Here is a 25,232-nt window from a genome sequence, read left to right on the forward strand (position 1 = left end):
CGATAATTCGCGGGGCCTTTTTTATCACCGTGGCGTAATGTGTTGCGCTTATTTGTAAAGAACAGCAGTGCCGTGCAGGTTGTCAGAGCCGGTTACCGAGGTGATGCGAAACGACTTTGCGCCCATCTCATCGGCTTTCTGAGCCAGTTGATCTTCTACGGAGGCAAGGTTGGAGTTCGCACGTACACCAACGGTCGCCACTTCCTGCTGGCCTGTCGGAGCAGATTGCACTTCAACAGCAGCGAAACTGGCAAAAGAGAGAGAACTCAGTACAGCAGCAGTAAACAGCGCAGTGATATTTTTCATGATGTCATTCCTGGATGCAGATGAAGGATGCCGTTAAACATTTAATTAACGATCGATACACAAATCGTAGATGTGATCTGCATCAGGCGTCAATGGTTTTTTTATAACGATCATTAAATAAAATAAATTTTATTTAAAATTCATAACGATATGATTTATAGATATGTGCTAATTTGCTGCTGGTTATCTGTCGGGAATATTTTTATAATGGTCATTCAACAAACTAACAAAGGTTAGGCGGCGATATGACCAGTGAAGTCAGCAGTTGCACCAAAAAAAGCCGTGGCCGACCGAAAGTGTTCGACAGGGAAGCGGCGCTCGACAAAGCCATGACGCTATTTTGGCAACATGGTTACGAAGCCACATCATTATCCGATCTCGTCGAAGCGACCGGGGCGAAAGCGCCGACGCTGTATGCCGAGTTCACTAACAAAGAGGGGCTGTTTCGCGCCGTCCTCGATCGTTACATCACCCGTTTCGCGCGCCAGCACGAAGCGCAGTTGTTGTGCGAAGAAAAATCTGTGGAAAGCGCGCTGCGGGATTACTTCACCGCCGTGGCGAAGTGCTTTACCAGTACGGATACACCCGCTGGGTGCTTTATGATCAATACCTCGGCGACGCTGGCGGCATCGTCACAGGCCATTGCGAACACCATAAAATCGCGACACGCACAGCAGGAAGAGACGCTGCGTCAGTTTCTCACCGCTCGCCAGCTGCGCGGCGAAATTCCGCAGACGGTTGACACGCTCGCACTAGCGCAGTTTTTAGGATGTATCTTGCAGGGCATGTCGATCAGCGCGCGTGAAGGCGCGAGTTGTGAAAAACTGCTGCAAATCATTCAAACCACTCTGCGGCTGTGGCCGGATTTGATCAAAGCCTGAAAAAAAATGAGACGGGAAACCGTCTCATCTCGCCTCTGTGATTGAGATATCACATTTCAATAATAGGTAAAATCTATCAGCGTTTTCCCCCGCTTTGCTATTCTTAATTGTGATTATTGCGCGGCTAATGATTAGTCCGGATGATACAAATAATGAGCATCATGATGATGCAGCTATGTACTTGCTTTCCTTTGCTCTCACCCTAAGTGCTGTATTGAACGACTTCCGAGGATAAAGGGTATTTACCTGTACTTAACACATGCAGAAGGAAAATGGAGATGATTTTGCTATTACCATTCATTAAAGTGTTAATAGTAATAACATTATTATTTGGTCTGTGGGTTTTGTTGGGTGGTTCAGTACTGTTTGCATTTATTTCAATTGTGATAACAGGCCTGCTGCTGGTTCGCCAACACGACTTTATTTGACTGATTAAAGCCTTGCAGAAATGTAAGGTTTTTTTAATGAAAAAAGGCTCCTCAGCCTGAGCGATGAGGAGCCAACATGCAGAGTACTTCTGTTTTACGCTTTGTTATTCAAAACGAGTTGACCATTGCCATCCAGCGGAATTTGCGTACCGGGATCTTTATCCATACGGATTTTTCCCTGCTGGTCACCAATTTTATACGTCACGTCATAGCCGAGCATTTTTTCTGACTTGTCATACACAGTGCTGCAACGTTGCTGGGTCGTGGTGTAGGTATCCCTTTCTTGCATCCCACCCTGAATCTGATTACCGGCGTAACCGCCGCCTAATGCACCAACGACTGTGGCGACATCTTTCCCGCGACCGCCACCAAACTGGTGCCCCAGCACGCCACCCGCTACCGCACCGAGTACAGAACCGGTAATCCGGTTTTCATCTTGTACGGGACGACGATGCGTCACTGTCACATTTCGACACTCCTGACGTGGCGTTTTAACTGTTTCCTTGATTGGCGTCGCAGAAACCACTTGCGCGTACTGAGGACCGCGCTCAAACACGTTCAGGCTGGCAACTGCGGCAACGCCCAGTGCAGCGGCCACGCCAATACCGATACCCGCTAACATTGATTTGTTCATCAGGATTCTCTCCCTGTTTGCTATTGGTAACAATTTTGCAACTTCGCAAGCAAGGAAGCCAATCAGAAAGAACGTAAAAAGAGGGATAGTGGGCAGGAAAATGACGACATTCAGAGTTATCCGAGCGGTTTGACGCCATCACTAGAGGGATATGCTGCTCCCCGGGCAGATAAAGCCGCAGGGAGCAGAACAGCGTTAGTGCAATTTGAGACGCGGGCGGATCACCCGGTTAATACTGCCGACCAGCATCATCAGGCCGGTTTTGAAATAACCATGCAGCGCGACCTGATGCATACGGTACAGCGAGATGTACACAAAGCGTGCAATACGGCCTTCAACCATCATCGAACCGCGCATCAGGTTGCCCATCAGGCTGCCAACGGTTGAGAAATTGGACAGGGAAACCAGTGAGCCATGATCTTTATAGACATACGGTTTCAGCGGCTTACCTTTGATCTGCGCCAGAATGTTATGCAAAGCAAGGCTTGCCATCTGGTGAGCGGCCTGCGCACGCGGCGGTACAAAACCACCTTCCGGTCGGGCACACGACGCGCAATCGCCAATTGCGTAAATATCCGCATCGCGGGTGGTTTGCAATGTTGGTTCGACCACAAGCTGGTTAATACGGTTGGTTTCCAGACCGCCAATCTCTTTCATAAAATCCGGCGCTTTGATACCCGCCGCCCACACCATCAGATCGGCGTTGATGTATTCGCCCTCTTTCGTGTGCAGACCACCTTCATCGGCGCTGGTCACCATCGTTTGCGTCAGTACGCGCACGCCCATTTTGGTCAACTCGTTATGCGCAGCACCGGAAATCCGTGGCGGCAGCGCAGGCAGAATGCGTTCGCCGGCTTCCACCAGCGTCACGTTCAGCGCTTCGTTTGTCAGACCTTTATAACCATAACTGTGCAGCTGTTTCACCGCGTTGTGCAGCTCCGCAGAGAGTTCAACACCGGTTGCCCCACCGCCAACAATCGCAATATTGACTTTGCCGTTAGCGCCAAGGTTCGCTGAATATTTCAGGAACAGATTGAGCATTTCCTGGTGGAAACGGCGCGCCTGGTGTGGATTGTCGAGGAAAATGCAGTGCTCTTTCACGCCAGGCGTGTTGAAGTCGTTCGACGTGCTGCCGAGCGCCATTACCAGCGTGTCATAAGCCAGTTTACGTTCCGGAACCAGCAATTCGCCCTTCTCATCGCGCAGTTCAGCAAGCGTAATGGTTTTGTTTTCGCGATTAATATTAACGACAGAACCGAGCTGGAACTGAAAATGGTGATTACGCGCGTGCGCCAGGTAGCTCAGCGCATCAACCCCTTCATCCAGCGAACCTGTCGCTACTTCATGCAGCAACGGTTTCCACAAATGGCTGTGGTTACGATCGACAAGCGTGATTTTCGCTTTTTTGCCGCGGCCAAGCTTTTTACCTAACTGCGTCGCCAGTTCCAGACCACCAGCACCACCGCCTACAATCACAATTTTCTTCAATGGTGTAGTCAACGTGACCCCCTAAAATATTAACCAATTGTTAATTAAAAGTTATAAAAATAGCCTTTAGTTAACAACAAGTTACGCACTTACAACCAGATATTGACGCTGAGAATAACACGAACGGTTCAATGGTCATACCAAAATTGATATGCATCAAGTTTTGATGCTTAAAAGATGAGCAAGTGTAGTCGACAGGCAAAATAATGCCCGGCAAAAGGCAGAAATAAAAATAACGCCGGCAGGTTAGATAACCTGCCGGAATGGGGAATTACCCGAGGGTTTTGAAGGCTTTAATGCGCTGGAGATGCGGGGAGATATTCTTGAATTTATGCGACTGTTGTTCGTCCCAGACAATTTCGTAATAGGGGTGCAACTCTTCGGCTGAGCGCTGGCTGTTCAGTGCTTCGTCCTGGCGCGAGAGGATCACCAGGCAGCGATCGCGATTTTTCTCACGAAAATTGGAAACGCATTTGGTGGCAATATCCTGGTACTCTTCCGGGCGATCAATTTTCCCTTCCATGTTCTCGTAAGGAAACAGGTTAGGATTGAGGATCACCTGACGGATATCGCACAGGAAACCGATGCGCTCGGCCCAGTAACCGCCAAGGCCGACACCGCAAATCAGTGGACGCTCGTCGATATTGAGCTGCAACATTTTATCCACTTCTTTCAGCAGATGCTGCATATCATGCTTCGGATGCCGCGTACTGTAGCTAATCAGACGTACATCCGGATCAATAAACTGCAGCTGCAACACTTTTTCATGGTTGCCGGGGCTGTTTGAGTCAAAACCGTGTAAATAGATAATCATGGTATCCTCACCACTTCGACATCGCGTCCGCAGGAATTAACGGGCCTCTTTGTGCTCCTGCCAGCGCGCATGCAGCTGCTCCAGTTGGTTATGAGCCGCCTTCCAGCGCGCTGAACTCATCAACTCCTGACGAGAATATGAACCTTTATGATACAAATGCGTAACACGTTGTGCATTGATCGGCGACAGGTTATCCAACACGCTTACTGCGCCTTTACGATTATTACAGACCAGGATCATATCGCAACCGGCATCCAGCGATGCCTGGCCACGTTCAGCATAACTTCCCATGATAGCTGCGCCTTCCATTGACAAATCATCCGAAAAAATCACGCCGTCAAAACCCAGCTCGCCGCGTAATACGGTTTTCAGCCAATATGGCGAGCCGCTGGCCGGACGCGGATCGGCGTCAGGATAGATAACGTGCGCGGGCATAATCGCATCGAGTTTGTTTTGCTCAATCAGGTTGCGGAAAATCGTCATATCATGCGCGCGGATCTCGCCTTGTGGCCGCGGGTCGCGTGGTGTTTCTTTATGGGAATCGGCCGTAACCGCCCCGTGACCGGGAAAGTGTTTACCGGTGGTTTTCATCCCTGCGCTGTGCATCCCGTCGATAAAGCGCGTCGCCATAGCCAGCGCTTTCACCGGGTCTTCATGATACGAACGCTCGCCAATCGCCGCGCTGATATGCCCAATATCCAGCACCGGGGCAAAACTGATGTCGATATCCATGGCGATCATTTCGCTGGCCATTAGCCAACCCGCCTCCTGAGCCAGCCGTCCGCCCTCTTCCAGCCCATGCAAAGCAGCAAAAGATTGTGCGGCGGGTAAGCGAGTAAAGCCGTCGCGAAAACGCTGTACGCGCCCGCCTTCCTGATCGACCGCCACCACCAGACGATGATGCGAAGCGCTGCGGATCTGGCGCACCAGCTCCCGTAATTGCTCGGGATCGTGATAATTACGGGTAAAGAGGATCAGGCCACCAACCAGCGGGTGCGCCAGAATCTCGCGCTCTTCCGCATCCAGTTCGTACCCTTCCACATCCAACATCACTGGGCCCACATTTACCTCTCTTGTGCTTTTTTCGCTAGCTGACGCCATATTTCATTCGCCAGCGTAATAAATTGTTGATCGCCCGTTTGCTGCCAGCGGCACTCATACCAGCCAGCCATCAGCATCAAAACCCACGGACGCCAGCGCCGGACCTGGCGCCACAGCAAAGCGGGATTAATGGCAGACTGATGCGCATAGCGATTCACCAGTTCCTGCCGCTCTGCCTCGTTTTTCGTCCATATCGCCGCCAATTCCAGCGCGACATCGCCATCGCCCGCATATTCCCAGTCGATCAGCCGCAACCCCCTGGCACTCTGCACCAGGTTTCCGGCGTGGACATCCATATGTAACGGTGCCAGCCGTAGCGGCACAGGCTCTTTTTGCTGGCGCAACTGCTTTAACTGGCGCAGCCAGAACGGCGTCCGCCGCGAACGCGCACTCTGCTGCCAGTAACCTTCAAGCAGCGGCAATAATGTTATCCGCCAGCCAAACAGCGGCTGGCGGTGTAAATCGTACAGTAACGGCACCAGCACACTGGCCTGCGGCAGCACAGCGCAGACCTCGCCGGGTATATAATCGACCCCCATCCACTCGCCGGTGAATAAGCGCGGGCGTGGAGCAATAGAAGCCGGCAAGCGGCGGAGTAAGCGATACTGACGCAGAAAAGGCGATGATGTCGCCTGGTGCCGTTTTCGCAGCACCAGCGTATGCCGTCCATCGCGAATAAGACAACTCCCGCCGCTGAGGCCGGTATTCTGGCTGGCGACGGGAGTATAGGTCGGAAAGTAGCGTGACAACACCTCGTCACGCGTCTGTTTATTGTTGCTGAACCGCACCTTTACCCGACCAGATAATTTCGCCGGTCTGTACCAGCATCAATTGCATTTGCAGCGCCGGTGCGTTGACATTCCCGGTCGCGTTGGAGTAGAGCACATACTGCGCCCCGACGTTACGGGCAATACCGATGGCTTTACTGCGTGTACCGAGGCTGTCCTGTGGAGAGAGCCCCAGTTGCTGCTTCGCGACCGCCAGTTGCTGCTCGGTAACAAGCGTAAATTTACCGTTATTCGCTAACGCGTTGCGCACCACACCCGTTGCTTCGCTCGTGTTAATGGAACCGTTGGTACGGTTATTGACGCTATCCACTAACAGCACGCTGCCTGCGTTGGCGCCGCTGGCCTGCAACATTTTACCGACCATCGGCTGAACGGCGCCATTCCAGTCAAAATGACGCTCGCGCGGCGCGGGCTGCCCCGTTTGATCCTGATGCTCAATTGGCCCCGGTTGCTGCTGCGGCAGCGTCGGGACAGAAGGCACTTCCGGCACCGGTTGTTGCGGCTCTACCGGCGTGGGTTGTTGCGGCGTGCCTGCACCACCCGCCTGATCAACCGGCGCGGGTTGCTGATCGCTAATACAACCCGCAAGCAGCACGGCCAGGGTTGTCAGTAGCGCGTAGCGTCCAATAGTTTTAATCAAGAGTCACCCCTTACAGGTAAAGATAAAGTCTGACGCTGTGCGCACCCAAATAGTTGGCGCTGCCATACACCGTCACGCCCGAATTTCCCGGGATCGTGACGGTTCGCGGCGCTTCCAGCGGGTGCATTTCCAGACCTCTGGCGTCATACCAGAAAAAACGATAATGCACGGTAACGGGCTGCTGTCGTTCATTAAACAACCGTGAAGACGCGGAAGGCTGGAGTTCCTGCGTACTTAACGTCGGCGGCTGCGCAATAATCCCGGAGGCCAGAATGCTCGATTCCATCACTAACGTCTGGTCGTCGGCGACCGGGATCGTAGGACGTGAACTGCACCCCATCAGTACCAGCGCTGCCAGCCATAACGCGACACGCCCGTTCGTCATATTAAAGACCTTTATGAGCCAGCATCGGCCCCAGTGCGCGCCCGCCGAGCAGGTGCATATGAATATGATAAACCTCCTGCCCGCCATGACGATTACAGTTCATGATCAAACGGTAACCGTCTTCAGCAATCCCTTCATCGCGAGCAATTTTCGCCGCAACCGTCACCATACGCCCCAGCGCCTGCTCGTGCGCTTCGGTCACATCGTTGACGGTTGGGATCAGAATGTTTGGCACAATCAGAACATGGGTTGGAGCTTGCGGAGAGATATCGCGAAAAGCGGTAACCAGTTCGTCCTGATAAACAATATCCGAGGGAATTTCGCGGCGAATGATTTTACTGAAAATGGTTTCTTCGGCCATGACGTTTTCCTTTTATGTTCGCGGAGCCAGCCCGCAGCCGTCGTCAATTACGTGCCCTAGAGTATGATCGAGATTCTCTTGTTGTTTCAACCAAAACGCTGTTTTTCTTTCACCTTTCCGGCTTTGCTGGCACGCAATCGTCCGCGTTTAAGGTGCGCTGCGGTGAAATGGTATTTCAATGGTGAATATTACATCTGTTTACATTCATATAGTGAATGCGTATATTTCGCATTTGCATTTTCATGCGCGATTATTATCAGACGAATTACAAAACCCGCCTGACGCGACAACGTATCGCTGTAAGGCTTTCCCTCTAACGCACCATTAAGGGTTTATGCATGTCTTTCACTCATCACGCCAGGGACGAAGTGCGTCCGTTAGCCGCCACACCGTCTCTGCTTGCCGCCTGTATTGCAATGGCTTTAGTCCCTTCTGCTGCGTTTGCGGCAGAGATCGCCGCAACATCTGAAGATACGGTTGTGGTTGATGGCGCAGCATTAAGCACCTCTGACAGCCAGGCGCAAGACTACAGCGTAAAAACCACCACCACAGGCACCAAGCTGTTACTGGTCCCGCGAGACATTCCACAATCTGTGAGTGTAGTCAGCCAGCAACGTATGCAGGATCAGCAGTTAAATACGATCGAACAAGTGCTGGATAACACGATTGGCGTCAGCGCATCGCGTATTGACAGCCACCGTACGAACTTTTTCGCCCGCGGCTTTTTCGTCAGTAACTTTGCGTATGAAGATATGCCGACATTCCTTGATAACCGGTGGAATTTTGGTGATACCGCAGGCGACACGGCAATTTATGACAAGATTGAAGTGGTGCGCGGCGCGGCCGGTCTGATGAGTGGAACAGGTAATCCCTCTGCTTATGTCAACATGGTGCGTAAACATGCCGACAGCAAAGAATTCAAAGGAACCGCCACCGCGACTTACGGTAGCTGGAACGATCAGCGCTATGTGCTGGATCTGCAAGCACCGTTGAGCGAATCGGGCAACGTGCGCGGCCGGGTTATCACTGGTTACCAGGATAAAGATTCCTGGGTTGAACGTAACCACTACCGCAAAAAATTCATTACCGGTGTAGTAGATGCAGATATTACTGATTCCACTACCCTTTCTCTCGGCTATGACTATCAGGAAAGTGAAGAAGACAGCCCGACCTGGGGCGGTTTCCCGTCGCTATACAGTGATGGCAGCCGCACGCATTTCCGCCGCGGTTTCAATACCGCTGCTGACTGGGCTTACTCCAATGTCGACTCTTCAAAAATTTTCGCCAACCTGACCCAGCGTTTTGACAACGGCTGGGAAGCGAAAGTTAACGCCATGCATGCGGAAACCAACTTCGACAGCAAGCTGATGTATATCGACGGTTACCCGGATAAGACCACCGGTCTGTATGATGCCTCGCAGTGGCAAGGCGCATGGGGCGGCTGGAACCGTGGCGAGCGTAAACAAGACGCTATCGATGCGTTTGTTCGCGGTGGTTACGAGTTGTTTGGCCGCCAGCACGAAGTGATGTTCGGTGGTAGCTACAGCCGCCAGCGCAACAATTATGACAACTCATACCCGGTTAATGACAATTCCGGCCTGATGGATGTCGGCAACATTCATAAATATAACGGCAACACGCTGGCCGACCCGAGCTGGTCTGACTGGGCGCTCTACCAGCGCGATGTGATCCGCCAGAAATCGCTGTATGCGGCAACCCGTATCTCTTTGGCCGATCCGCTGCACTTGATCCTCGGTGCGCGTTATACCGAATGGCGCGCAAAATATAATCTGGAACGTAAGCCGGATGAGATCCGTAACAGCAAGTCCGATGACGTCACGCCATACGCAGGCCTGATTTATGACATCGATGACACCTGGTCTGTTTATGGCAGCTACACCTCTATTTTCGAGCCGTCCAGTCAGCGCGATATCAACAGCGAATTTCTTGAACCTACCACCGGTAAAAGCTATGAAGCTGGCATCAAAGGTGACTGGTATAACACACGTCTGACGGCGACCCTGGCGGTATTCCGTACCGAGCAGGATCACGTTGCCGTATCGACCGGCGAGTACATTCCAAATTCCGGCGGCCAGACCGCGTATAAATCCGTCAACGGCACGGTAAGCAAAGGCATCGAATTTGAGCTCAACGGTGCTCTCACCGACAACTTGCAGCTCACCTTTGGTGCCAGCCGTTTTATGGCTGACGATGGTGACGGTGTAGCCGTTAACCCGGAACAGGCGCGCACCACGATGAAATTATTCACGCGCTACCAGTTGCCGATGCTGTCAGAGCTTTCCGTTGGCGGCGGCGCGCGCTGGCAGAATAAAACCTGGCAGGAGATCAAAGGCCCGAATGGAGACATGCGCATTACGCAAAGCGGTTATACGGTGGTGGATCTGTTCACCCGTTACCAGGCAACTAAAAACTTCGCTATCCAGGCCAATCTGAACAATGTGTTCGATAAAGAGTATTACGATTATCTGGGCACTTACGGTGTGTACGGTGCGCCGCGTAACTTCTCTGTAAGCGCCAGCTACAGCTTCTGATAATCGCAGCCGCGAGCCACTAAGCCCGCCGTCCTCCCGGCGGGCTTTTTTATTCTGTTTTCTTGCTCCCGAAAAACGGCCATTACCGATAACTGCCCGCCCCCAGTTCTCCCGCGATCGCTTATAGCAGACGTTTCCGCTGCACTTATCCTTGCGCATTTAACGTTGAATGTAGTGTGAGTGTGAGGCGCGTCTGTGAGTCACATGACAGCCAGCTTGCCAGAGCGGAGGGGGAATGGCACACGGTCTGTGGGCAACGACGGACTTTGTCCCTCTTTCTTTTCAGTACAGTAAAAATTCAGCGTTAGAAAAGGCAACATTGATTGCGCCTGGCAGGGCATACCGACCTTCTGCAAAAGAAGGCTGTGTCTGCCCGGTGAAATTTAAATCAAGAGGCAAACCTGTTGCTGGCCAGATCCACAGCACATAGTTTTCAGTGGACAATAAAAAAGGGAGCCATCAGGCTCCCTCAGTCTCCCCAGACTATGGCTTAGTTGTTACGGATGTACTCATCCATTTCGGTTTTCAGGTTATCGGATTTAGTACCGAAAATTGCCTGCACACCGGAACCAGCAACAACCACACCCGCAGCACCCAGTTTCTTCAGGCCAGCCTGATCCACTTTCGCTACGTCAGCCACGCTGACACGCAGACGCGTGATGCACGCATCCAGGTTGGTGATGTTCTCTTTACCGCCGAACGCCGTAACCAGAGCCGGAGCCATTTCGCTGGTAACGCCAGCTTTGCTCTCTTCCGTGGTGTCTTCACGACCCGGGGTTTTCAGATCCAGCGCTTTGATCAGCACGCGGAAGATGGTGTAGTAAACCACCGCGTAGCATGCACCGATAACCGGGAACAGCCACAATTTGCTGCTGTTGCCGCTCAGCACGATGAAGTCAATCAGACCGTGAGAGAACGACGTACCGTCACGCATACCCAGCAGGATACAGATCGGGAATGCCAGGCCAGCCAGAATCGCGTGGATAACGTACAGGATCGGCGCAACGAACATGAAGGAGAACTCGATCGGCTCGGTGATACCGGTCAGGAACGAGGTCAGCGCTGCGGAGATCATGATACCGCCCACTTTCGCGCGGTTTTCCGGTTTTGCGGAGTGCCAGATAGCGATAGCAGCAGCCGGCAGACCGTACATTTTGAACAGGAAGCCGCCAGACAGTTTACCCGCAGTCGGGTCACCCGCCATATAACGCGGGATATCGCCGTGGAACACCTGACCTGCTGCGTTGGTGAACTCGCCAATCTGCATCTGGAAAGGTACGTTCCAGATATGGTGCAGACCAAACGGCACCAGGCAACGTTCAATGAAACCGTAGATACCGAACGCCACAACCGGGTTCTGGTAAGCGGCCCACTGGGAGAAAGTCTGAATCGCAGTACCGATCGGCGGCCAAATGAAGGAGAGGATCACGCCGGTGAAAATCGCAGCCAGACCGGAGATGATCGGCACGAAACGTTTACCAGCGAAGAAGCCCAGATACTCAGGCAGCTTGATGCGATAGAAGCGGTTAAACATATACGCGGCAATCGCGCCGGAGATAATACCGCCAAGCACACCAGTATCAGCCAGGTGTTTTGCGGCAATTTCTTCAGCAGGTAAATGCAGAACCAGAGGCGCAACCACTGCCATGGTTTTCACCATGATGCCGTAGGCAACAACGGAGGCCAGAGCCGAAACGCCGTCGTTATTGGTGAAGCCAAGCGCAACACCGATAGCGAAGATCAACGGCATGTTAGCAAAAACGGAACCGCCCGCTTCGGCCATAACGTGGGAAACCACTTCTGGCAGCCAGCTGAAGTTTGCAGAACCGACGCCCAGCAGGATACCTGCGATAGGCAGTACGGATACTGGCAGCATCAGCGATTTACCGACCTTCTGCAGGTTAGCAAATGCATTCTTAAACATAATTGAGAGTGCTCCTGAGTATTAGTGCTTTTTTCTACGCTTTCACGCATTGGCGAGGGGGGAGAACCGCGCCGTGGGAAGGGCATCTAAGCGCCCTTTATTTATTACACAGAGTAAAATAAATCAGTAAAAGTTTGTTTGACGGCTATCACGTTTCAGCTAGCGCCAGTTACGAAACTCACACTGATTTACAAAAGGTATCGGCTTCCGTATGAAAAACGACCGCCACCGCCTTTTTTATGGCGGTGAACTTTACTCCGATCGTTTATTAATTACGAGTACTAAAATAAGCTGACAGATCAGGCAGATTGCAGGCGGGATGGGTCAACATGGAACAAACGGGCAAAGTTCTGTGTCGTTTGTTGCGCAAGCTCTTCGACAGAAACGCCTTTCAGCACCGCCATATATTCCGCCACATCGCGCGTCATTGCTGGCTGGTTCTCTTTGCCACGATGCGGCACCGGGGCGAGATAAGGCGAATCGGTTTCGACCAGTAAGCGATCGAGCGGAATGTAACGTGCCGCATCACGCAACTGCTCCGCGTTGCGGAAGGTGACGATACCAGAAAACGAGATGTAAAAACCCATATCCAGCAGCTTACCTGCCGTTTCGCGATCTTCAGTAAAGCAGTGCAAAACACCTCCGCAATCCGTCACGCGCTCTTCCTGCAAAATCGCAAGCGTGTCTTCTCGCGCATCGCGCGTATGGACGATCACCGGCTTGTTCAGTTCACGGCCAATACGGATATGGATACGGAAGGATTCCTGCTGGCGCGGCTTCGTTTCCGGCGTATAAAAATAGTCCAGCCCGGTTTCTCCCATCGCCACGACGCCCTCTTCCGCCGCCAGTTGGCGCAGCGTGTCGACATCGTACTCTTCATCCTGATTCAGCGGGTGCACTCCGCAGGAAAAGACCACATTCGGGCGCTCCCCCACCAGCTCACGCATCTCGTGGTAACCCGGTAACGTCGTAGCCACCGCCAGACAAAACTTCACGTCGCGCGCGGCAGCTTTCGCCAGCACGTCATCAACGTCTTTGTGCAAAGAGTGGTAATCCAGGCCATCAAGATGGCAGTGCGAATCAACTAAAAACATAATCTTCTCTTACAGATGGGAGACAGGAAGCGTTACGCCTGTTTGCTGGTAACGTTCCAGCGTTAACAATAGATCGGTCAGCAGCAACTCGCGGTTAACCCCGACCACACTAAGCAACTGTTCACGACAGGTAAAAATAGCATGCAGTAACGCGTGCAGCGTTGGCGCTTGCACCTGGCGCGCCAGCTTTTCGACCAGCGCTAAGGCATCAACATTGCTGAGCAATGTCGCTCCTTGCTGCATTTTTAATGCATCAAGCAGCAACGCAGAGAGCCATTGCAAACGCTCAGCCACCTTGTCGTGGTTCAGTGTCGGGAGCATCGCCAGCCAGTCACCGCTATTCAGCGCTGCGTCTGTCGCCTGACAAAGCAACTGCCGTTGCGCCCAGACATCGGTCTGAAGCAGCGCTTCTGCCGCGCCAGGCGAACCGGCGCACAAACGTAGTGCGGTCAGAATCGTCTCTTGCGAGGCGGTAACTTCCCGTGCAAGCCAGCTGCAGGCGTAGTTTTCTGCGGGAGGCGCAAGGTGGTGCAAGCGGCAGCGGCTGCGCAAAGTCGCTAATAATCTTGCCGGCTCCCGACAGCCGAGGAAGAACCAGGTGCGCGCGGGCGGCTCTTCCAGCGTCTTCAGCAACGCGTTGGCGGCGGCGTCGGTCAATAACGCGGCATCCTGGATCCATACCACTTTCGCGCCGCCCAGCCGCGCATGTTCGTAAAGCTTTTCGCTGACTTCACGCACCGCATCAATGCCCAGCGCGGATTTTCCTTTTTCCGGTGCCAGTGCATAGTAATCAGGATGCGTTCCAGCCTGCATAAGCTGGCAGCCGCGGCAGTGGCCGCAGCTTTTATGGCCTTCAGGTGTCTGGCATAGCAAGAAACGGCTGATGGCGTAAATCAACGCATCTTCGCCCATCCCCGGCAGGGCGTGGATCAGCAACGCGTGGTGCCCACGACCGCTCTGATAACTGGCAACCAGTTGCTCAAAATCGGGACGCAGCCACGGATACCATTTCATGCGCCCTGCTCCTGCACCCAGGCTGTTACCGTCTGGCGGATGTCGGCAATCACCTTGTCCAGCGGTTGAGTAGCATCAACGGTGCGAATGCGGTCATCTTGCGCAGCCAGTTCAAGGTAGCGCGCGCGGGTACGATTAAAGAAATCCAGCGACTCTTGCTCAATACGATCCAGCTCGCCACGCGCACGCGCACGTTTCAGGCCAACTTCCGGTGTGACATCCAGATAGAGCGTCAAGTCCGGGCGAAAATCGCCCAGGACGACATCGCGCAGCGTAGCCAACATAGTCTGATCGATGCCTCGTCCGCCGCCCTGGTACGCCTGCGTTGAGAGATCATGGCGATCGCCGATCACCCAGCAACCACGCGCCAGTGCGGGTTTAATGACGGTTTCGACCAGTTGAACCCGGGCTGCGTAAAACATCAGAACTTCGGCTTTATCGGTAATGACTTCATCACCAACGGAACGAATATCCAGCACCAGGCTACGCAATTTTTCCGCCAGCAGCGTACCGCCCGGTTCCCGCGTAAACACCATTTCACCGACGCCAAGCTCTTTCAGCGTCTCAACGATGACATCGCGCGCCGTGGTTTTCCCTGCGCCTTCAAGCCCTTCGATAACGATGTATTTACTGCCCATTTTTTTCCTTAAGTACTTTCAGGTAGTCCTGCACTGCCCGGTTATGGCTGGCGAGATTGGTATTAAATGTATGTCCGCCTTTACCATCCGCGACAAAATAGAGATACGGCGTCTTCGCCGGATGCGCCGCCGCTTTCAGCGAGGCCTCACCGGGTGTAGCAATAGGGCCCGGCGGCAAACCGCTAATTACATAGGTGTTATAGTCGGTCGGCGTTTCCAGATCGGCGCGCGACAGCTTACCATTATAACGCGCGCCCATCCCGTAGATAACCGTCGGATCGGTCTGCAGCCGCATCCCGATGCGCAGCCGGTTAATAAAGACGGAGGCCACCTGATCGCGCTCGCTGGCAACAGCCGTCTCTTTTTCGACAATCGACGCCATGGTTACCAGCTGGTTCTGATCTTTATACGGTAGCCCCTCCATACGCCCTTCCCAGGCTTGCTCTACCGCACGCGACATTTTCTGATGCGCACGCTTGAGCAACGCAACGTCCGTGGTGTTAGCGGTGTACATCCAGGTATCGGGCCAGAACCAGCCTTCCACCCACTGCGGATGCTCCAGTTTCAGGGCTTGCGCCACCGTCGCGTAGTCGTCGTCTTTCAGGGTGTGTTTGATGTAGGGAGCGTCGCGCAACTGTTTGAGGTAATCGCTCAGGCGCATACCTTCGACCAGCCGTAGCGGAAACTGCGCTTCTTTACCACTCTCCAGTAACTGCAACATCTCGCGCACGGTCATCTTCGGTGTAAAACGGTAGGTACCGGCTTTGAAATGTGAAAGATCCGGTTCCAGTCGCAGCAGCCACTGAAACACGCGCGGGCGATTAATTACCTTTTCGCGATACAGCAATTCACCCAACGCCACACGGCCGGTTCCGGCGGGCAGCGTGAAAATGGTTTCATCTTTAATCAGGATCTGGCTGTCCGCTAACTGGCGAACCTTCCAGACGCCGGCTCCCGCCGCGATAACCAGCAAAGCCAACAGGAGGAGAACTACGCGTAACATTTTCTTCATGACGGATTTATGCGCTCACACAAGGGGGCTAAAAAGTGGTACAAATCGCGCGCTGACCAGTGCTGTTCCGCCCACTGGCGAACCGGGACAACTGGCATCAACGCGTTACAAATAATGACTTCGTCGGCCAGCATCAGCACATCATGCCGCGCATTGACTTCGACAACCTCAAAAGCGGAAGTTTTCAGCTGGCGCAAACAATATTGACGCATGATGCCATCAACACCGGCCTGATCAACGCGCGGCGTGAAGACCGTCGAACCCTGCCGCCAGAAGATATTGGCGGCACAACATTCAACCAGCCAGCCTTCGCTATCCAGCACCAGCGCTTCATCAGCAGAGGTCTGCTCAAGCCCGGTGCGAATCAATACCTGCTCCAGGCGGTTAAGGTGTTTGATCCCGGCGAGCATTGGGTTACGCCCGAGACGAATATCACTCAACGCCAGGGTTACCCCTTCCTGCCTCCACCGAGCGTAATGGGCAGGGCTTGCTGATACTGACACTATTCGCGTCGGCGTATCACAACCCGCTGCGCTATAGCCTCGTCCGCCAGTGCCACGGCTGAGAATAACTTTCACCACACCCTCTTCTTTCTCTTTCGCGAGGTGTGCCATTTCCTGCGCCAGTATGTCCCAGTCGAGATAAGGGATCCGGAGCCGTTTACAGGCAAGACGCAGGCGCTGGAGATGCGCGTCAAGAAACTGGATTTGCCCGTCAAGGATGCGCGCGGTGGTAAAACAGCCATCACCAAATTGCGTCGCCCGATCATTCGCGGCAAGCCATTGCTGCTCTTTACCATTAATCAAGAACATAGAGGGCTCCTTATGCGTCTGGGCGGACAGTTTGGCAGGATGAAAAGCGCAGGACAAGGGGATAAACCCGAATAGAAAAGGCCCGACAAGCGGGCCTCCAGTACACAGCGAAATGATCAGACTTTCTTGAAGATCAACGAGCCGTTGGTGCCACCGAAACCGAAGGAGTTACACAGGGTGTACTCCATGCCGCTTACCTGGCGTGCAACATGCGGCACAAAATCCAGATCGCAACCTTCATCCGGGTTATCCAGGTTGATGGTCGGCGGAACAGCCTGATCGCGCAGAGCGAGGATCGAGTAGATAGATTCTACTGCGCCTGCCGCACCCAGCAGGTGGCCGGTCATCGATTTGGTCGAACTAACCATTACTGTACGAGCCGCGTCGCCAAAGACCGATTTCACGGCCTGCGCTTCTGCCATATCTCCCGCCGGCGTAGACGTACCGTGCGCATTAACATAGCCAATCTGGCCCGGGGTGATGCCGGCATCACGCAGTGCATTAACCATCGCCTTCGCGGCACCCGCACCGTTTTCCGGCGGAGAGGTCATATGGTAAGCATCGCTGCTCATACCAAAGCCGACGATTTCAGCATAAATTTTCGCACCGCGCTTTTTCGCATGCTCGTACTCTTCCAGCATGATGATGCCAGCGCCGTCGCCGAGAACAAAGCCGTCACGCTCTTTGTCCCACGGACGGCTTGCCGCCTGCGGATTATCGTTGCGGGTAGACAGCGCGCGCGCTGCGCCAAAGCCACCTACGCCTAACGGCGTACTGGCTTTTTCCGCGCCGCCTGCCAGCATGGCATCAGCATCGCCGTAGGCAATGATACGTGCCGCATGACCGATGTTATGCACACCTGAGGTACACGCTGTCGCGATGGAAATACTCGGGCCTTGCAGACCGAACATGATAGTCAGATGACCTGCCACCATGTTGACAATCGTTGAAGGTACAAAGAACGGGCTGATTTTACGCGGCCCCCCCTTGACGAGGGAGCTATGGTTTTCTTCGATCAGGCCGAGACCGCCGATACCAGAACCAATCGCTGCGCCAATACGGGATGCGTTCTCTTCTGTGACTTCAAGGCCGGAATCCTGCATGGCCTGAACGCCAGCCACAATTCCATATTGAATGAAGTCATCCATCTTGCGCTGTTCTTTACGCGAGATGATGTCTTCACAGTTAAAATCCTTTACTAAGCCAGCAAATTTGGTTGCATAGGCGCTAGTATCGAAATGGTCGATCAGGCTGATGCCACTCTGACCGGCAAGGAGAGCTTTCCAGGTAGACTCTACGGTATTGCCGACAGGAGACAACATGCCAAGTCCGGTCACAACTACACGACGCTTAGACACGTTTGTCCTCCAGGGAGGGTATAAAAAAGAGATTCGTGGGATAACTACAGATAAAACTCAGGCGGTCGAGTGACCGCCTGGAGATGTTCACTTACGCCTGGTGGCCGTTGATGTAATCAATGGCAGCCTGAACGGTGGTGATCTTCTCAGCTTCTTCGTCCGGAATCTCAGTATCAAACTCTTCTTCCAGAGCCATTACCAGCTCAACGGTGTCAAGAGAATCAGCGCCCAGGTCTTCAACGAAGGAAGCATTGTTGGTAACTTCTTCCTGCTTAACGCCCAGCTGTTCGCCGATAATTTTCTTAACGCGTTCTTCGATAGTGCTCATACTCTTAAATTTCCTATCAAAACTCGCTTTCGCGATGGTTTTCGTAGTGTATAAAATGTTGAAAAATTTGCAACTAAATCCCGGCAGTTCTTACCACGATTTTACGCTATTTTGAGGCCTTTCGCCCTAATAACGCAAATAATTTTCATCGTGGTTAAACCATATACATTCCGCCATTGACGTGCAGGGTTTCACCAGTGATGTAACCCGCCTCGTCAGAGGCTAAAAATGCAACCGCACTGGCGATTTCCTGAGCACCGCCAAGGCGACCCGCAGGAACCTGCGCCAGAATACCCGCACGCTGATCATCAGACAGCGCACGCGTCATGTCCGTTTCAATAAAACCCGGAGCAACAACGTTTACAGTAATACCGCGGGACGCAACTTCACGCGCCAGCGATTTACTGAAACCGATAAGACCCGCTTTCGCCGCAGCGTAGTTGGCCTGACCAGCATTTCCCATGGTACCAACCACAGAACCGATAGTGATAATACGCCCATGACGCTTTTTCATCATAGCGCGCATTACCGCTTTTGACAGACGGAAAACAGATGAAAGATTGGTGTCGAGAATATCGTTCCACTCATCCTCTTTCATGCGCATCAACAGGTTATCACGGGTGATCCCGGCATTATTTACCAGAATATCAACCTCGCCAAATTCTGCGCGAATGTTTTCCAGAACAGATTCGATAGATGCAGCATCGGTCACATTCAACACCAGACCTTTGCCGTTGGCACCTAAATAGTCGCTAATCGCCTGCGCGCCACTCTCGCTGGTCGCCGTACCGATAACCTTCGCGCCACGGGCAACGAGGGTTTCAGCAATAGCGCGACCAATACCGCGGCTTGCACCGGTTACCAGTGCGATTTTTCCTTCAAAACTCATGGTCTTCCTCTTTTATTGCGCAAGTGCCTCTGACACGGCAGCCGGCTCGTTGAGCGCAGATGCAGTCAGGGTGTCAACAATACGTTTAGTCAGGCCGGTGAGGACTTTACCCGGGCCAACTTCATATAAGTGCTCAATGCCCTGCGACGCCATCAATTCAACGCTCTTCGTCCATTGCACGGGGCTGTACAGCTGACGCACCAAGGCATCACGAATCGCTTCTGGCGTCGTTTCGCACTTCACATCCACGTTATTTACAACCGGGATCTGCGGCGCGTTAAAAGTAATGTTCTTTAATTCAGCGGCCAGTTTTTCTGCGGCTGGCTTCATCAGCGCACAGTGCGACGGTACGCTAACCGGCAGCGGCAGCGCACGTTTGGCACCTGCAGCCTTGCAAGCAGCGCCTGCGCGTTCAACGGCTTCTTTATGACCAGCAATAACCACCTGGCCTGGCGAATTATAGTTCACCGGAGAGACAACTTGCCCTTGTGCCGATTCTTCACATGCTTTGGCAATGGAAGCATCATCCAGGCCGATAATGGCAGACATCGCGCCAGTACCCGCCGGCACGGCTTCCTGCATGAATTTCCCACGTAGTTCAACCAAACGAACCGCATCAGCAAACGCGATAACACCCGCACACACTAATGCGGAGTATTCGCCCAGGCTATGCCCCGCCATCAGCGCAGGCGTTTTACCACCCTGCTGCTGCCAGACGCGCCACAGCGCGACAGAAGCGGCCAGCAGCGCCGGTTGTGTCTGCCAGGTTTTGTTCAGTTCTTCCGCCGGGCCTTGTTGTACCAGAGACCAGAGATCATAACCCAGAACAGCTGATGCCTCTGCGAACGTCTCTTCAATCACCGGATAAGCCGCAGCCATATCAGCTAACATACCGACGGTTTGGGAGCCTTGTCCCGGGAACACAAAAGCAAATTGCGTCATTTTTTTATCCTTATACTCAGAAACGAACCAGCGCCGAGCCCCAGGTGAACCCGCCACCAAACGCTTCCAGCAGGACAAGTTGCCCCGGCTTAATGCGTCCGTCGCGTACCGCTTCATCAAGCGCGCTGGGAACGGAAGCTGCGGAGGTGTTGCCATGGCGATCCAGCGTAACAACAACGCTATCCATCGACATGCCGAGCTTCTTCGCTGTCGCGCTGATGATACGCAAGTTAGCCTGATGCGGCACCAGCCAGTCCAGCTCGCTGCGCTCAAGATTATTGGCTGTTAATGTTTCATCAACAATACGCGCCAGCTCTGTCACCGCAACTTTGAATACTTCGTTACCCGCCATCGTCAGATAGGTCGGGTTCTCCGGATGCACACGATCAAGGTTAGGCAGCGTCAGCAGCTCGCCGTAGCTCCCGTCTGCGTGCATATGTGTGGAGATGATGCCTGGCTCTTCGGAAGTGCCCAGCACAACAGCGCCTGCGCCATCACCAAACAGAATAATCGTACCGCGGTCGTCCGGATCTAATGTCCGCGCGAGCGCATCAGAACCAATGACCAACGCATGTTTCACCGCACCAGATTTAACATACTGATCGGCGATGCTCAGCGCATAGGTGAAGCCCGCACACGCAGCAGCAACGTCAAACGCCGGGCAGCCTTTGATTTCCAGCATGTTCTGGATTTGGCAGGCTGCACTCGGGAAGGCATGCGTTGCAGAGGTAGTAGCAACAATGATCAAGCCTATCTGATCGTTATTGATGCCCGCCATCTCAAGCGCACGTTTAGCGGCTTCATAGCCCATGGTCGAAACCGTTTCGTTTGCAGCGGCGATGCGGCGCTCACGGATCCCTGTACGGCTGACAATCCACTCGTCAGAGGTTTCCACCATTTTTTCTAAATCGGCGTTTGTCCGAACCTGCTCAGGCAGATAACTGCCGGTACCAATAATCTTCGTATACATGTACGCTCAGTCACTCTTGGGTAATATACACACGCTCTGGTTTTCGCCATCCGTTGCAGACGAAGACGAGTATGCATACACAGATTCCAGGCGAGCGGCGATCCGTTGTGGAACCTGCCGCTGCACCGCCTGCACTGCCTGCTCAATTGCCACGCAAAATGCGCGCTGATTCGCCGCACCATGACTCTTAATCACAGTGCCGCGCAATCCTAACAGACAGGCGCCATTATACTGGTCGGGGTTGAGGTGACTGAATCGCCTTGTCAGGCTTTTTTGTAACCAACGCTTTAATAAAATCAGCCACCACGACCTTTTTTTCCCTTCACCCTGCGATTTCAGCAGTGAAAGAAACATTCTGACAACACCTTCCATTGTTTTTAATGTGACGTTTCCGGTAAAACCGTCACACACCAGCACATCCGTTTTGCCGGTCAATAATTCGTTCGCTTCAAGATAACCAATGTAGTTCATTGAGGACATGGAGCGTAATAATGCCGCAGCATCGCGGATGCTATCGTGCCCTTTGGTCTCTTCTTCACCAATATTTAGTAGCGCCACACGTGGGTTGGCAATACCGAGGATCTCTTCGGCCATCACCGCACCCATCACGGCAAATTGCGCCAGCATCGTGCTGTCACAATCGACGTTTGCGCCCAGATCCAGCACAACGGTCTTGCCTTTCTGTTGATGAGGCAACACGGTCACCAGCGCCGGACGCTCAATTCCGTCAAGCGGTTTGAGCAGCATTTTCGCCAGCCCCATTAGCGCACCGGTATTTCCTGCACTCACGCAGGCCTGGGCGCGACCTTCTTTGACTAACTCCAGCGCCATGCGCATAGAAGTACCACGGCTGCTACGAATAGCCTGCGCTGCGCGCGCATCACTGGCAATAACTGACTGGGCAGGAACAATAAGCAAGCGCGAGCGTTGCTCGAAATCAGCTTTGGCAAGTAATGGCGTGATAGCGTCGGGATCGCCGACTAAAAGAAGGTTGAGTTGAGAATTAGAGTTCAGTGCCTGCAAAGCTGCAGGCACTGTCACGGATGGGCCAAAATCTCCCCCCATGACATCTAACGCCAGGGTTAGACGTGTCAAGGTATCGTCGCAGCCTGGTTCGGTCTATCCCCGCTTATGCGGGGAAATCCTCACTAAGCTTCATCACGCTTGCGCGTGATTACTTAGTGATAACCTTGCGACCGCGGTAGAAACCGTCGGCGGTAACGTGGTGACGCAGGTGGGTTTCACCAGAAGTTTTGTCTACAGACAGGCTGGTGACTGCGGTCAGCGCGTCATGGGAACGACGCATGCCACGTTTGGAACGGGTTGGTTTATTCTGTTGTACGGCCATGGACCTTACTCCTTAATTACTTACGCTTTAAGCTGGCTAATACGGCAAATGGATTTGGTTTCTGCGCTTCATCAGGCAGTTCCCCAAAGACCATGTCCGCCTCGGACACTTCACAGTGTTCAGAATCATGCACCGGAACTACCGGCAGGGAGAGAATGATTTCATCCTCGACCAGCGCCAGCAGATCGATTTCACCGAATTCGTTAACCTCAATCGGCTCATACGCTTCCGGCAGTGCTTCAGCCTGTTCGTCTGAACGCACAGGACTAAAACAATACGTGGTGTAGACCTGATGAGTGAACGGTTTCCCGCAACGCTGGCATTCGAGCGATACCGTTACCTTTGCATCACCGTTTAACACGGCAAGACGCTGGTTATCGATAACGAACGACATGGAGCATTCCACATCACTGTCTACGCTGACTACAGATTCAGCGACGCGCTCCGCCTGGTCGGGAGTATAGATACCCTCGTAATCAAGGCGTTTTTGAGCCGTGCGAACCGGATCAAGAGTCAGGGGTAATTTTACCTTTTGCATAGGGCGCGCATATTAACTTTGTAACGTCATAGAGTCAAAGAAAAAGGCAGCCTGCGGTTGCCTTTTGCCAATAATTCGCACACATTGCGGCCTACAGTTTAAAATGCCTGTCATTGTTAAGCCATATTTGGTGAAAAAAATATGTCGCAAATTATCCTCGCTTCCACTTCGCCCTACCGCCGCGCCCTGCTCGAAAAACTCGGTTTACCCTTCGAATGCGCCGCACCGCAGACAGACGAAACACCGCGTGCAGGCGAAGCGCCTCGCCATTTAGTGCTAAGACTGGCGCAGGAAAAGGCGCAATCACTGGCGCAAAAATACCCTCAGCATTTGATTATTGGTTCCGATCAGGTGTGCGTACTTGATGGCGAAATTACCGGCAAACCGCACACAGAAGAGAATGCCCGCCAGCAATTGACGAAAGCCAGCGGCAATATTGTGACTTTTTATACTGGCCTGGCGCTGTTTAATTCCGCAACCGGTCATGTGCAAACAGAATGTGAGCCTTTCGACGTCCATTTTCGCCGCTTAAGTGAACAGGAAATCGACGACTATGTCCGCAAAGAGCGCCCGTTGAACTGTGCCGGTAGCTTCAAAAGCGAAGGACTGGGTATTGCATTGTTTGAACGCCTGGAAGGACGTGACCCTAATACATTAGTGGGTTTGCCGCTAATTGCGCTGTGCCAGATGCTCCGGCGTGAACATTGTAACCCGTTGTTAAGCTAATGCTTTCGCGATCACAGTTTCTTTTTTAGGCAAACGTTACATTCATCACCAATATTAAAACGCCGTTTTAATTTAAGGAGAGGTGATGAAGATTTTACGTACGTTGCCGCTGATGTTTGCCCTGCTGGCGTCTGGCAATGTTTATGCGCAAGATAAGTGGCAAACAGAGGGCGTCGTTGAAGGCAATCTTCCGGCAAGCTGGCAAACGCTGAAAGCGCAGATGCGTTATCCCGATTCGTGGTTATCAGGCAATTTTAAAGATTTCCACCAGTGGCAATCGCATAGCCGCCAGCTATTTCGCCGCGCCCTGCTCACCCCGGACGCCACGAAACCCTTTTCTCCTCACTCGATAGCGAAAGAAGATCGCGGCATTTATACCGCTGAAAAATTATCGCTAAACATTACGGACGATAACCGCATTTCCGCCCTGTTATTGATGCCGAAAACACCCGGCCCGCACCCTGCCATCGTTCTGTTGCACGATCATGGCTCGAAGTTTGATATCGGCAAAGAGAAGCTGATCCGCCCGTGGGGTAACGCGGAGCAACTCGCCAGTGCGCAAGCATGGGCTGATAAATTTTTCAGCGGTAAATTTATTGGTGATGAACTGGCGAGCCGGGGTTACGCGGTTATCGCTATCGACAGTCCCGGATGGGGCGATCGCGGCCCGATGGTTTATGAACAACAACAGGCGCTGGCCAGCAACTACTTCAATCTGGGACGCTCGCTGGCAGGCGAAGTAGCCTATGAGGATATGCGCACGGTCGATTTTATCGCCGCGCATCCCGGAGTGGATAGTAAACGCGTTGGCGTACTGGGTTTCTCAATGGGTGGTTTTCGCGCCTGGCAACTGGCGGCGCTGAGCGAAAAAGTCGCTGCTACAGCGGTAATTTCGTGGTTTGGAACCTATAACGGCCTGATGCAACCCGGCAATAATGTGTTACGCGGTCAATCCGCGTTCTATATGTTGCATCCGGGGATGCCCGCCCGCATGGACATTCCGGATATCGCCAGCATTGCCGCGCCGAAGCCGATGCTGATTTTCAGCGGTGGCAAAGACAAACTTTTTCCGGCTGAGGCGGTAAAAGACGCTTTTGACAAAGTGCATCGGGTGTGGTCTTCGCAGCAGGCAGACGACAAACTGGTGACGAAAAGCTGGCCGGAACTGGGACATGTCTTTTATCAGGAACAGCAAAATGAAGTGTTTCCGTGGCTGGACAAATGGCTGAAGCCGTAAGCCAACCCCGTTTTCCCCCTCGCA

General features: G+C 53.1%; 27 protein-coding genes. 4 read left to right on the forward strand and 23 right to left on the reverse strand.

What is annotated here, in order from left to right:
* Positions 1-48 precede the first annotated feature (48 nt).
* The gene (bhsA, locus tag O3S68_RS07925) at positions 49-306 is read right to left on the reverse strand and encodes a multiple stress resistance protein BhsA (protein WP_269231218.1); all 258 of its coding nucleotides are present in this window, start codon (positions 304-306) and stop codon (positions 49-51) included.
* Between the two features lie 245 nt (positions 307-551).
* Here bhsA and O3S68_RS07930 point away from each other — a divergent pair, with 245 nt between their 5' ends.
* Complete coding sequence (locus O3S68_RS07930) at positions 552-1,187, forward strand: TetR/AcrR family transcriptional regulator (protein WP_097407886.1); 636 nt, start codon at positions 552-554, stop codon at positions 1,185-1,187.
* Between the two features lie 522 nt (positions 1,188-1,709).
* Here O3S68_RS07930 and O3S68_RS07935 read toward each other — a convergent pair.
* The 8 genes from O3S68_RS07935 to hinT form a co-directional block, all read right to left on the reverse strand.
* Entirely contained in the window at positions 1,710-2,249 is a 540-nt protein-coding gene (locus O3S68_RS07935; RefSeq protein ID WP_020457466.1) for a glycine zipper 2TM domain-containing protein, read from the reverse strand.
* A gap of 195 nt (positions 2,250-2,444) precedes the next feature.
* Entirely contained in the window at positions 2,445-3,749 is a 1,305-nt protein-coding gene (locus O3S68_RS07940) for an NAD(P)/FAD-dependent oxidoreductase (protein WP_269231219.1), read from the reverse strand.
* Between the two features lie 259 nt (positions 3,750-4,008).
* A complete protein-coding gene (gene ycfP / locus O3S68_RS07945; RefSeq protein WP_269231220.1) occupies positions 4,009-4,551 on the reverse strand; it encodes an alpha/beta hydrolase YcfP in 543 nt (180 codons plus the stop codon).
* Positions 4,552-4,587: 36 nt separating this feature from the next.
* Positions 4,588-5,613, reverse strand: coding sequence for a beta-N-acetylhexosaminidase (nagZ, locus tag O3S68_RS07950; RefSeq protein ID WP_269231221.1), 1,026 nt, complete (start codon positions 5,611-5,613; stop codon positions 4,588-4,590).
* 2 nt (positions 5,614-5,615) lie between these two features.
* Positions 5,616-6,440: a thiamine kinase gene (thiK, locus tag O3S68_RS07955; RefSeq protein WP_269231222.1), complete on the reverse strand. Its 825-nt coding sequence runs from the start codon at positions 6,438-6,440 to the stop codon at positions 5,616-5,618.
* Positions 6,421-7,080 carry a penicillin-binding protein activator LpoB gene (lpoB, locus tag O3S68_RS07960; protein ID WP_097407879.1) on the reverse strand — a complete coding sequence of 220 codons (660 nt, stop codon included), beginning with the start codon at positions 7,078-7,080 and terminating at the stop codon, positions 6,421-6,423. Before lpoB ends, thiK begins: the two co-directional genes overlap by 20 nt.
* 10 nt (positions 7,081-7,090) lie before the next feature.
* Positions 7,091-7,465 carry a YcfL family protein gene (locus O3S68_RS07965; RefSeq protein ID WP_020457460.1) on the reverse strand — a complete coding sequence of 125 codons (375 nt, stop codon included), beginning with the start codon at positions 7,463-7,465 and terminating at the stop codon, positions 7,091-7,093.
* Position 7,466: 1 nt separating this feature from the next.
* Positions 7,467-7,826, reverse strand: coding sequence for a purine nucleoside phosphoramidase (gene hinT, locus O3S68_RS07970; RefSeq protein WP_020457459.1), 360 nt, complete (start codon positions 7,824-7,826; stop codon positions 7,467-7,469).
* Positions 7,827-8,164: 338 nt separating this feature from the next.
* Between hinT and fhuE the strand changes: the two genes are divergently transcribed.
* A complete protein-coding gene (fhuE, locus tag O3S68_RS07975; RefSeq protein ID WP_269231223.1) occupies positions 8,165-10,378 on the forward strand; it encodes a ferric-rhodotorulic acid/ferric-coprogen receptor FhuE in 2,214 nt (737 codons plus the stop codon).
* 490 nt (positions 10,379-10,868) lie between these two features.
* Here the strand turns inward: fhuE and ptsG are convergent, their stop codons facing one another.
* The 14 genes from ptsG to yceD form a co-directional block, all read right to left on the reverse strand.
* Positions 10,869-12,302 (reverse strand): PTS glucose transporter subunit IIBC, encoded by a 1,434-nt coding sequence (gene ptsG, locus O3S68_RS07980; protein ID WP_017456430.1) that lies wholly within the window; start codon positions 12,300-12,302, stop codon positions 10,869-10,871.
* Positions 12,303-12,601: 299 nt separating this feature from the next.
* The gene (locus tag O3S68_RS07985; RefSeq protein WP_269231224.1) at positions 12,602-13,396 is read right to left on the reverse strand and encodes a metal-dependent hydrolase; all 795 of its coding nucleotides are present in this window, start codon (positions 13,394-13,396) and stop codon (positions 12,602-12,604) included.
* 9 nt (positions 13,397-13,405) lie between these two features.
* Positions 13,406-14,410, reverse strand: a complete 1,005-nt coding sequence (gene holB, locus O3S68_RS07990) for a DNA polymerase III subunit delta' (protein WP_269231225.1) — start codon at positions 14,408-14,410, stop codon at positions 13,406-13,408.
* Positions 14,407-15,048, reverse strand: coding sequence for a dTMP kinase (gene tmk / locus O3S68_RS07995; protein ID WP_020457455.1), 642 nt, complete (start codon positions 15,046-15,048; stop codon positions 14,407-14,409). The genes holB and tmk overlap by 4 nt, the downstream gene beginning before the upstream one ends.
* The gene (gene yceG, locus O3S68_RS08000) at positions 15,038-16,060 is read right to left on the reverse strand and encodes a cell division protein YceG (protein ID WP_045507095.1); all 1,023 of its coding nucleotides are present in this window, start codon (positions 16,058-16,060) and stop codon (positions 15,038-15,040) included. The genes tmk and yceG overlap by 11 nt, the downstream gene beginning before the upstream one ends.
* Positions 16,057-16,872, reverse strand: a complete 816-nt coding sequence (gene pabC, locus O3S68_RS08005; RefSeq protein WP_269231226.1) for an aminodeoxychorismate lyase — start codon at positions 16,870-16,872, stop codon at positions 16,057-16,059. The genes yceG and pabC overlap by 4 nt, the downstream gene beginning before the upstream one ends.
* 116 nt (positions 16,873-16,988) lie before the next feature.
* Entirely contained in the window at positions 16,989-18,230 is a 1,242-nt protein-coding gene (gene fabF / locus O3S68_RS08010) for a beta-ketoacyl-ACP synthase II (protein ID WP_044489622.1), read from the reverse strand.
* Positions 18,231-18,321: 91 nt separating this feature from the next.
* Positions 18,322-18,558 carry an acyl carrier protein gene (acpP, locus tag O3S68_RS08015; RefSeq protein WP_000103754.1) on the reverse strand — a complete coding sequence of 79 codons (237 nt, stop codon included), beginning with the start codon at positions 18,556-18,558 and terminating at the stop codon, positions 18,322-18,324.
* A 154-nt stretch (positions 18,559-18,712) separates the two neighbouring features.
* Complete coding sequence (fabG, locus tag O3S68_RS08020) at positions 18,713-19,447, reverse strand: 3-oxoacyl-ACP reductase FabG (protein WP_020457450.1); 735 nt, start codon at positions 19,445-19,447, stop codon at positions 18,713-18,715.
* A 12-nt stretch (positions 19,448-19,459) separates the two neighbouring features.
* On the reverse strand, positions 19,460-20,389 hold the full coding sequence (gene fabD, locus O3S68_RS08025) for an ACP S-malonyltransferase (RefSeq protein WP_020457449.1): 930 nt from the start codon (positions 20,387-20,389) through the stop codon (positions 19,460-19,462).
* A 16-nt stretch (positions 20,390-20,405) separates the two neighbouring features.
* The gene (locus O3S68_RS08030) at positions 20,406-21,359 is read right to left on the reverse strand and encodes a beta-ketoacyl-ACP synthase III (protein WP_097407552.1); all 954 of its coding nucleotides are present in this window, start codon (positions 21,357-21,359) and stop codon (positions 20,406-20,408) included.
* A gap of 6 nt (positions 21,360-21,365) precedes the next feature.
* Positions 21,366-22,454 (reverse strand): phosphate acyltransferase PlsX, encoded by a 1,089-nt coding sequence (plsX, locus tag O3S68_RS08035; protein ID WP_269231227.1) that lies wholly within the window; start codon positions 22,452-22,454, stop codon positions 21,366-21,368.
* Between the two features lie 79 nt (positions 22,455-22,533).
* Complete coding sequence (gene rpmF / locus O3S68_RS08040) at positions 22,534-22,707, reverse strand: 50S ribosomal protein L32 (RefSeq protein WP_020457446.1); 174 nt, start codon at positions 22,705-22,707, stop codon at positions 22,534-22,536.
* A 16-nt stretch (positions 22,708-22,723) separates the two neighbouring features.
* Complete coding sequence (yceD, locus tag O3S68_RS08045) at positions 22,724-23,245, reverse strand: 23S rRNA accumulation protein YceD (protein WP_045507078.1); 522 nt, start codon at positions 23,243-23,245, stop codon at positions 22,724-22,726.
* 141 nt (positions 23,246-23,386) lie between these two features.
* On the opposite strand from yceD, the gene O3S68_RS08050 reads away from it, so the two are divergent.
* Together O3S68_RS08050 and O3S68_RS08055 are read left to right on the forward strand one after the other, a co-directional pair.
* Entirely contained in the window at positions 23,387-23,971 is a 585-nt protein-coding gene (locus O3S68_RS08050; protein ID WP_269231228.1) for a Maf family protein, read from the forward strand.
* Between the two features lie 85 nt (positions 23,972-24,056).
* Positions 24,057-25,208, forward strand: a complete 1,152-nt coding sequence (locus O3S68_RS08055; protein WP_269231229.1) for a dienelactone hydrolase family protein — start codon at positions 24,057-24,059, stop codon at positions 25,206-25,208.
* Positions 25,209-25,232 lie beyond the last annotated feature (24 nt).

Origin of the sequence: Kosakonia sp. SOY2 (genome assembly GCF_027109175.1) — a bacterium.
GTDB lineage: Bacteria > Pseudomonadota > Gammaproteobacteria > Enterobacterales > Enterobacteriaceae > Kosakonia.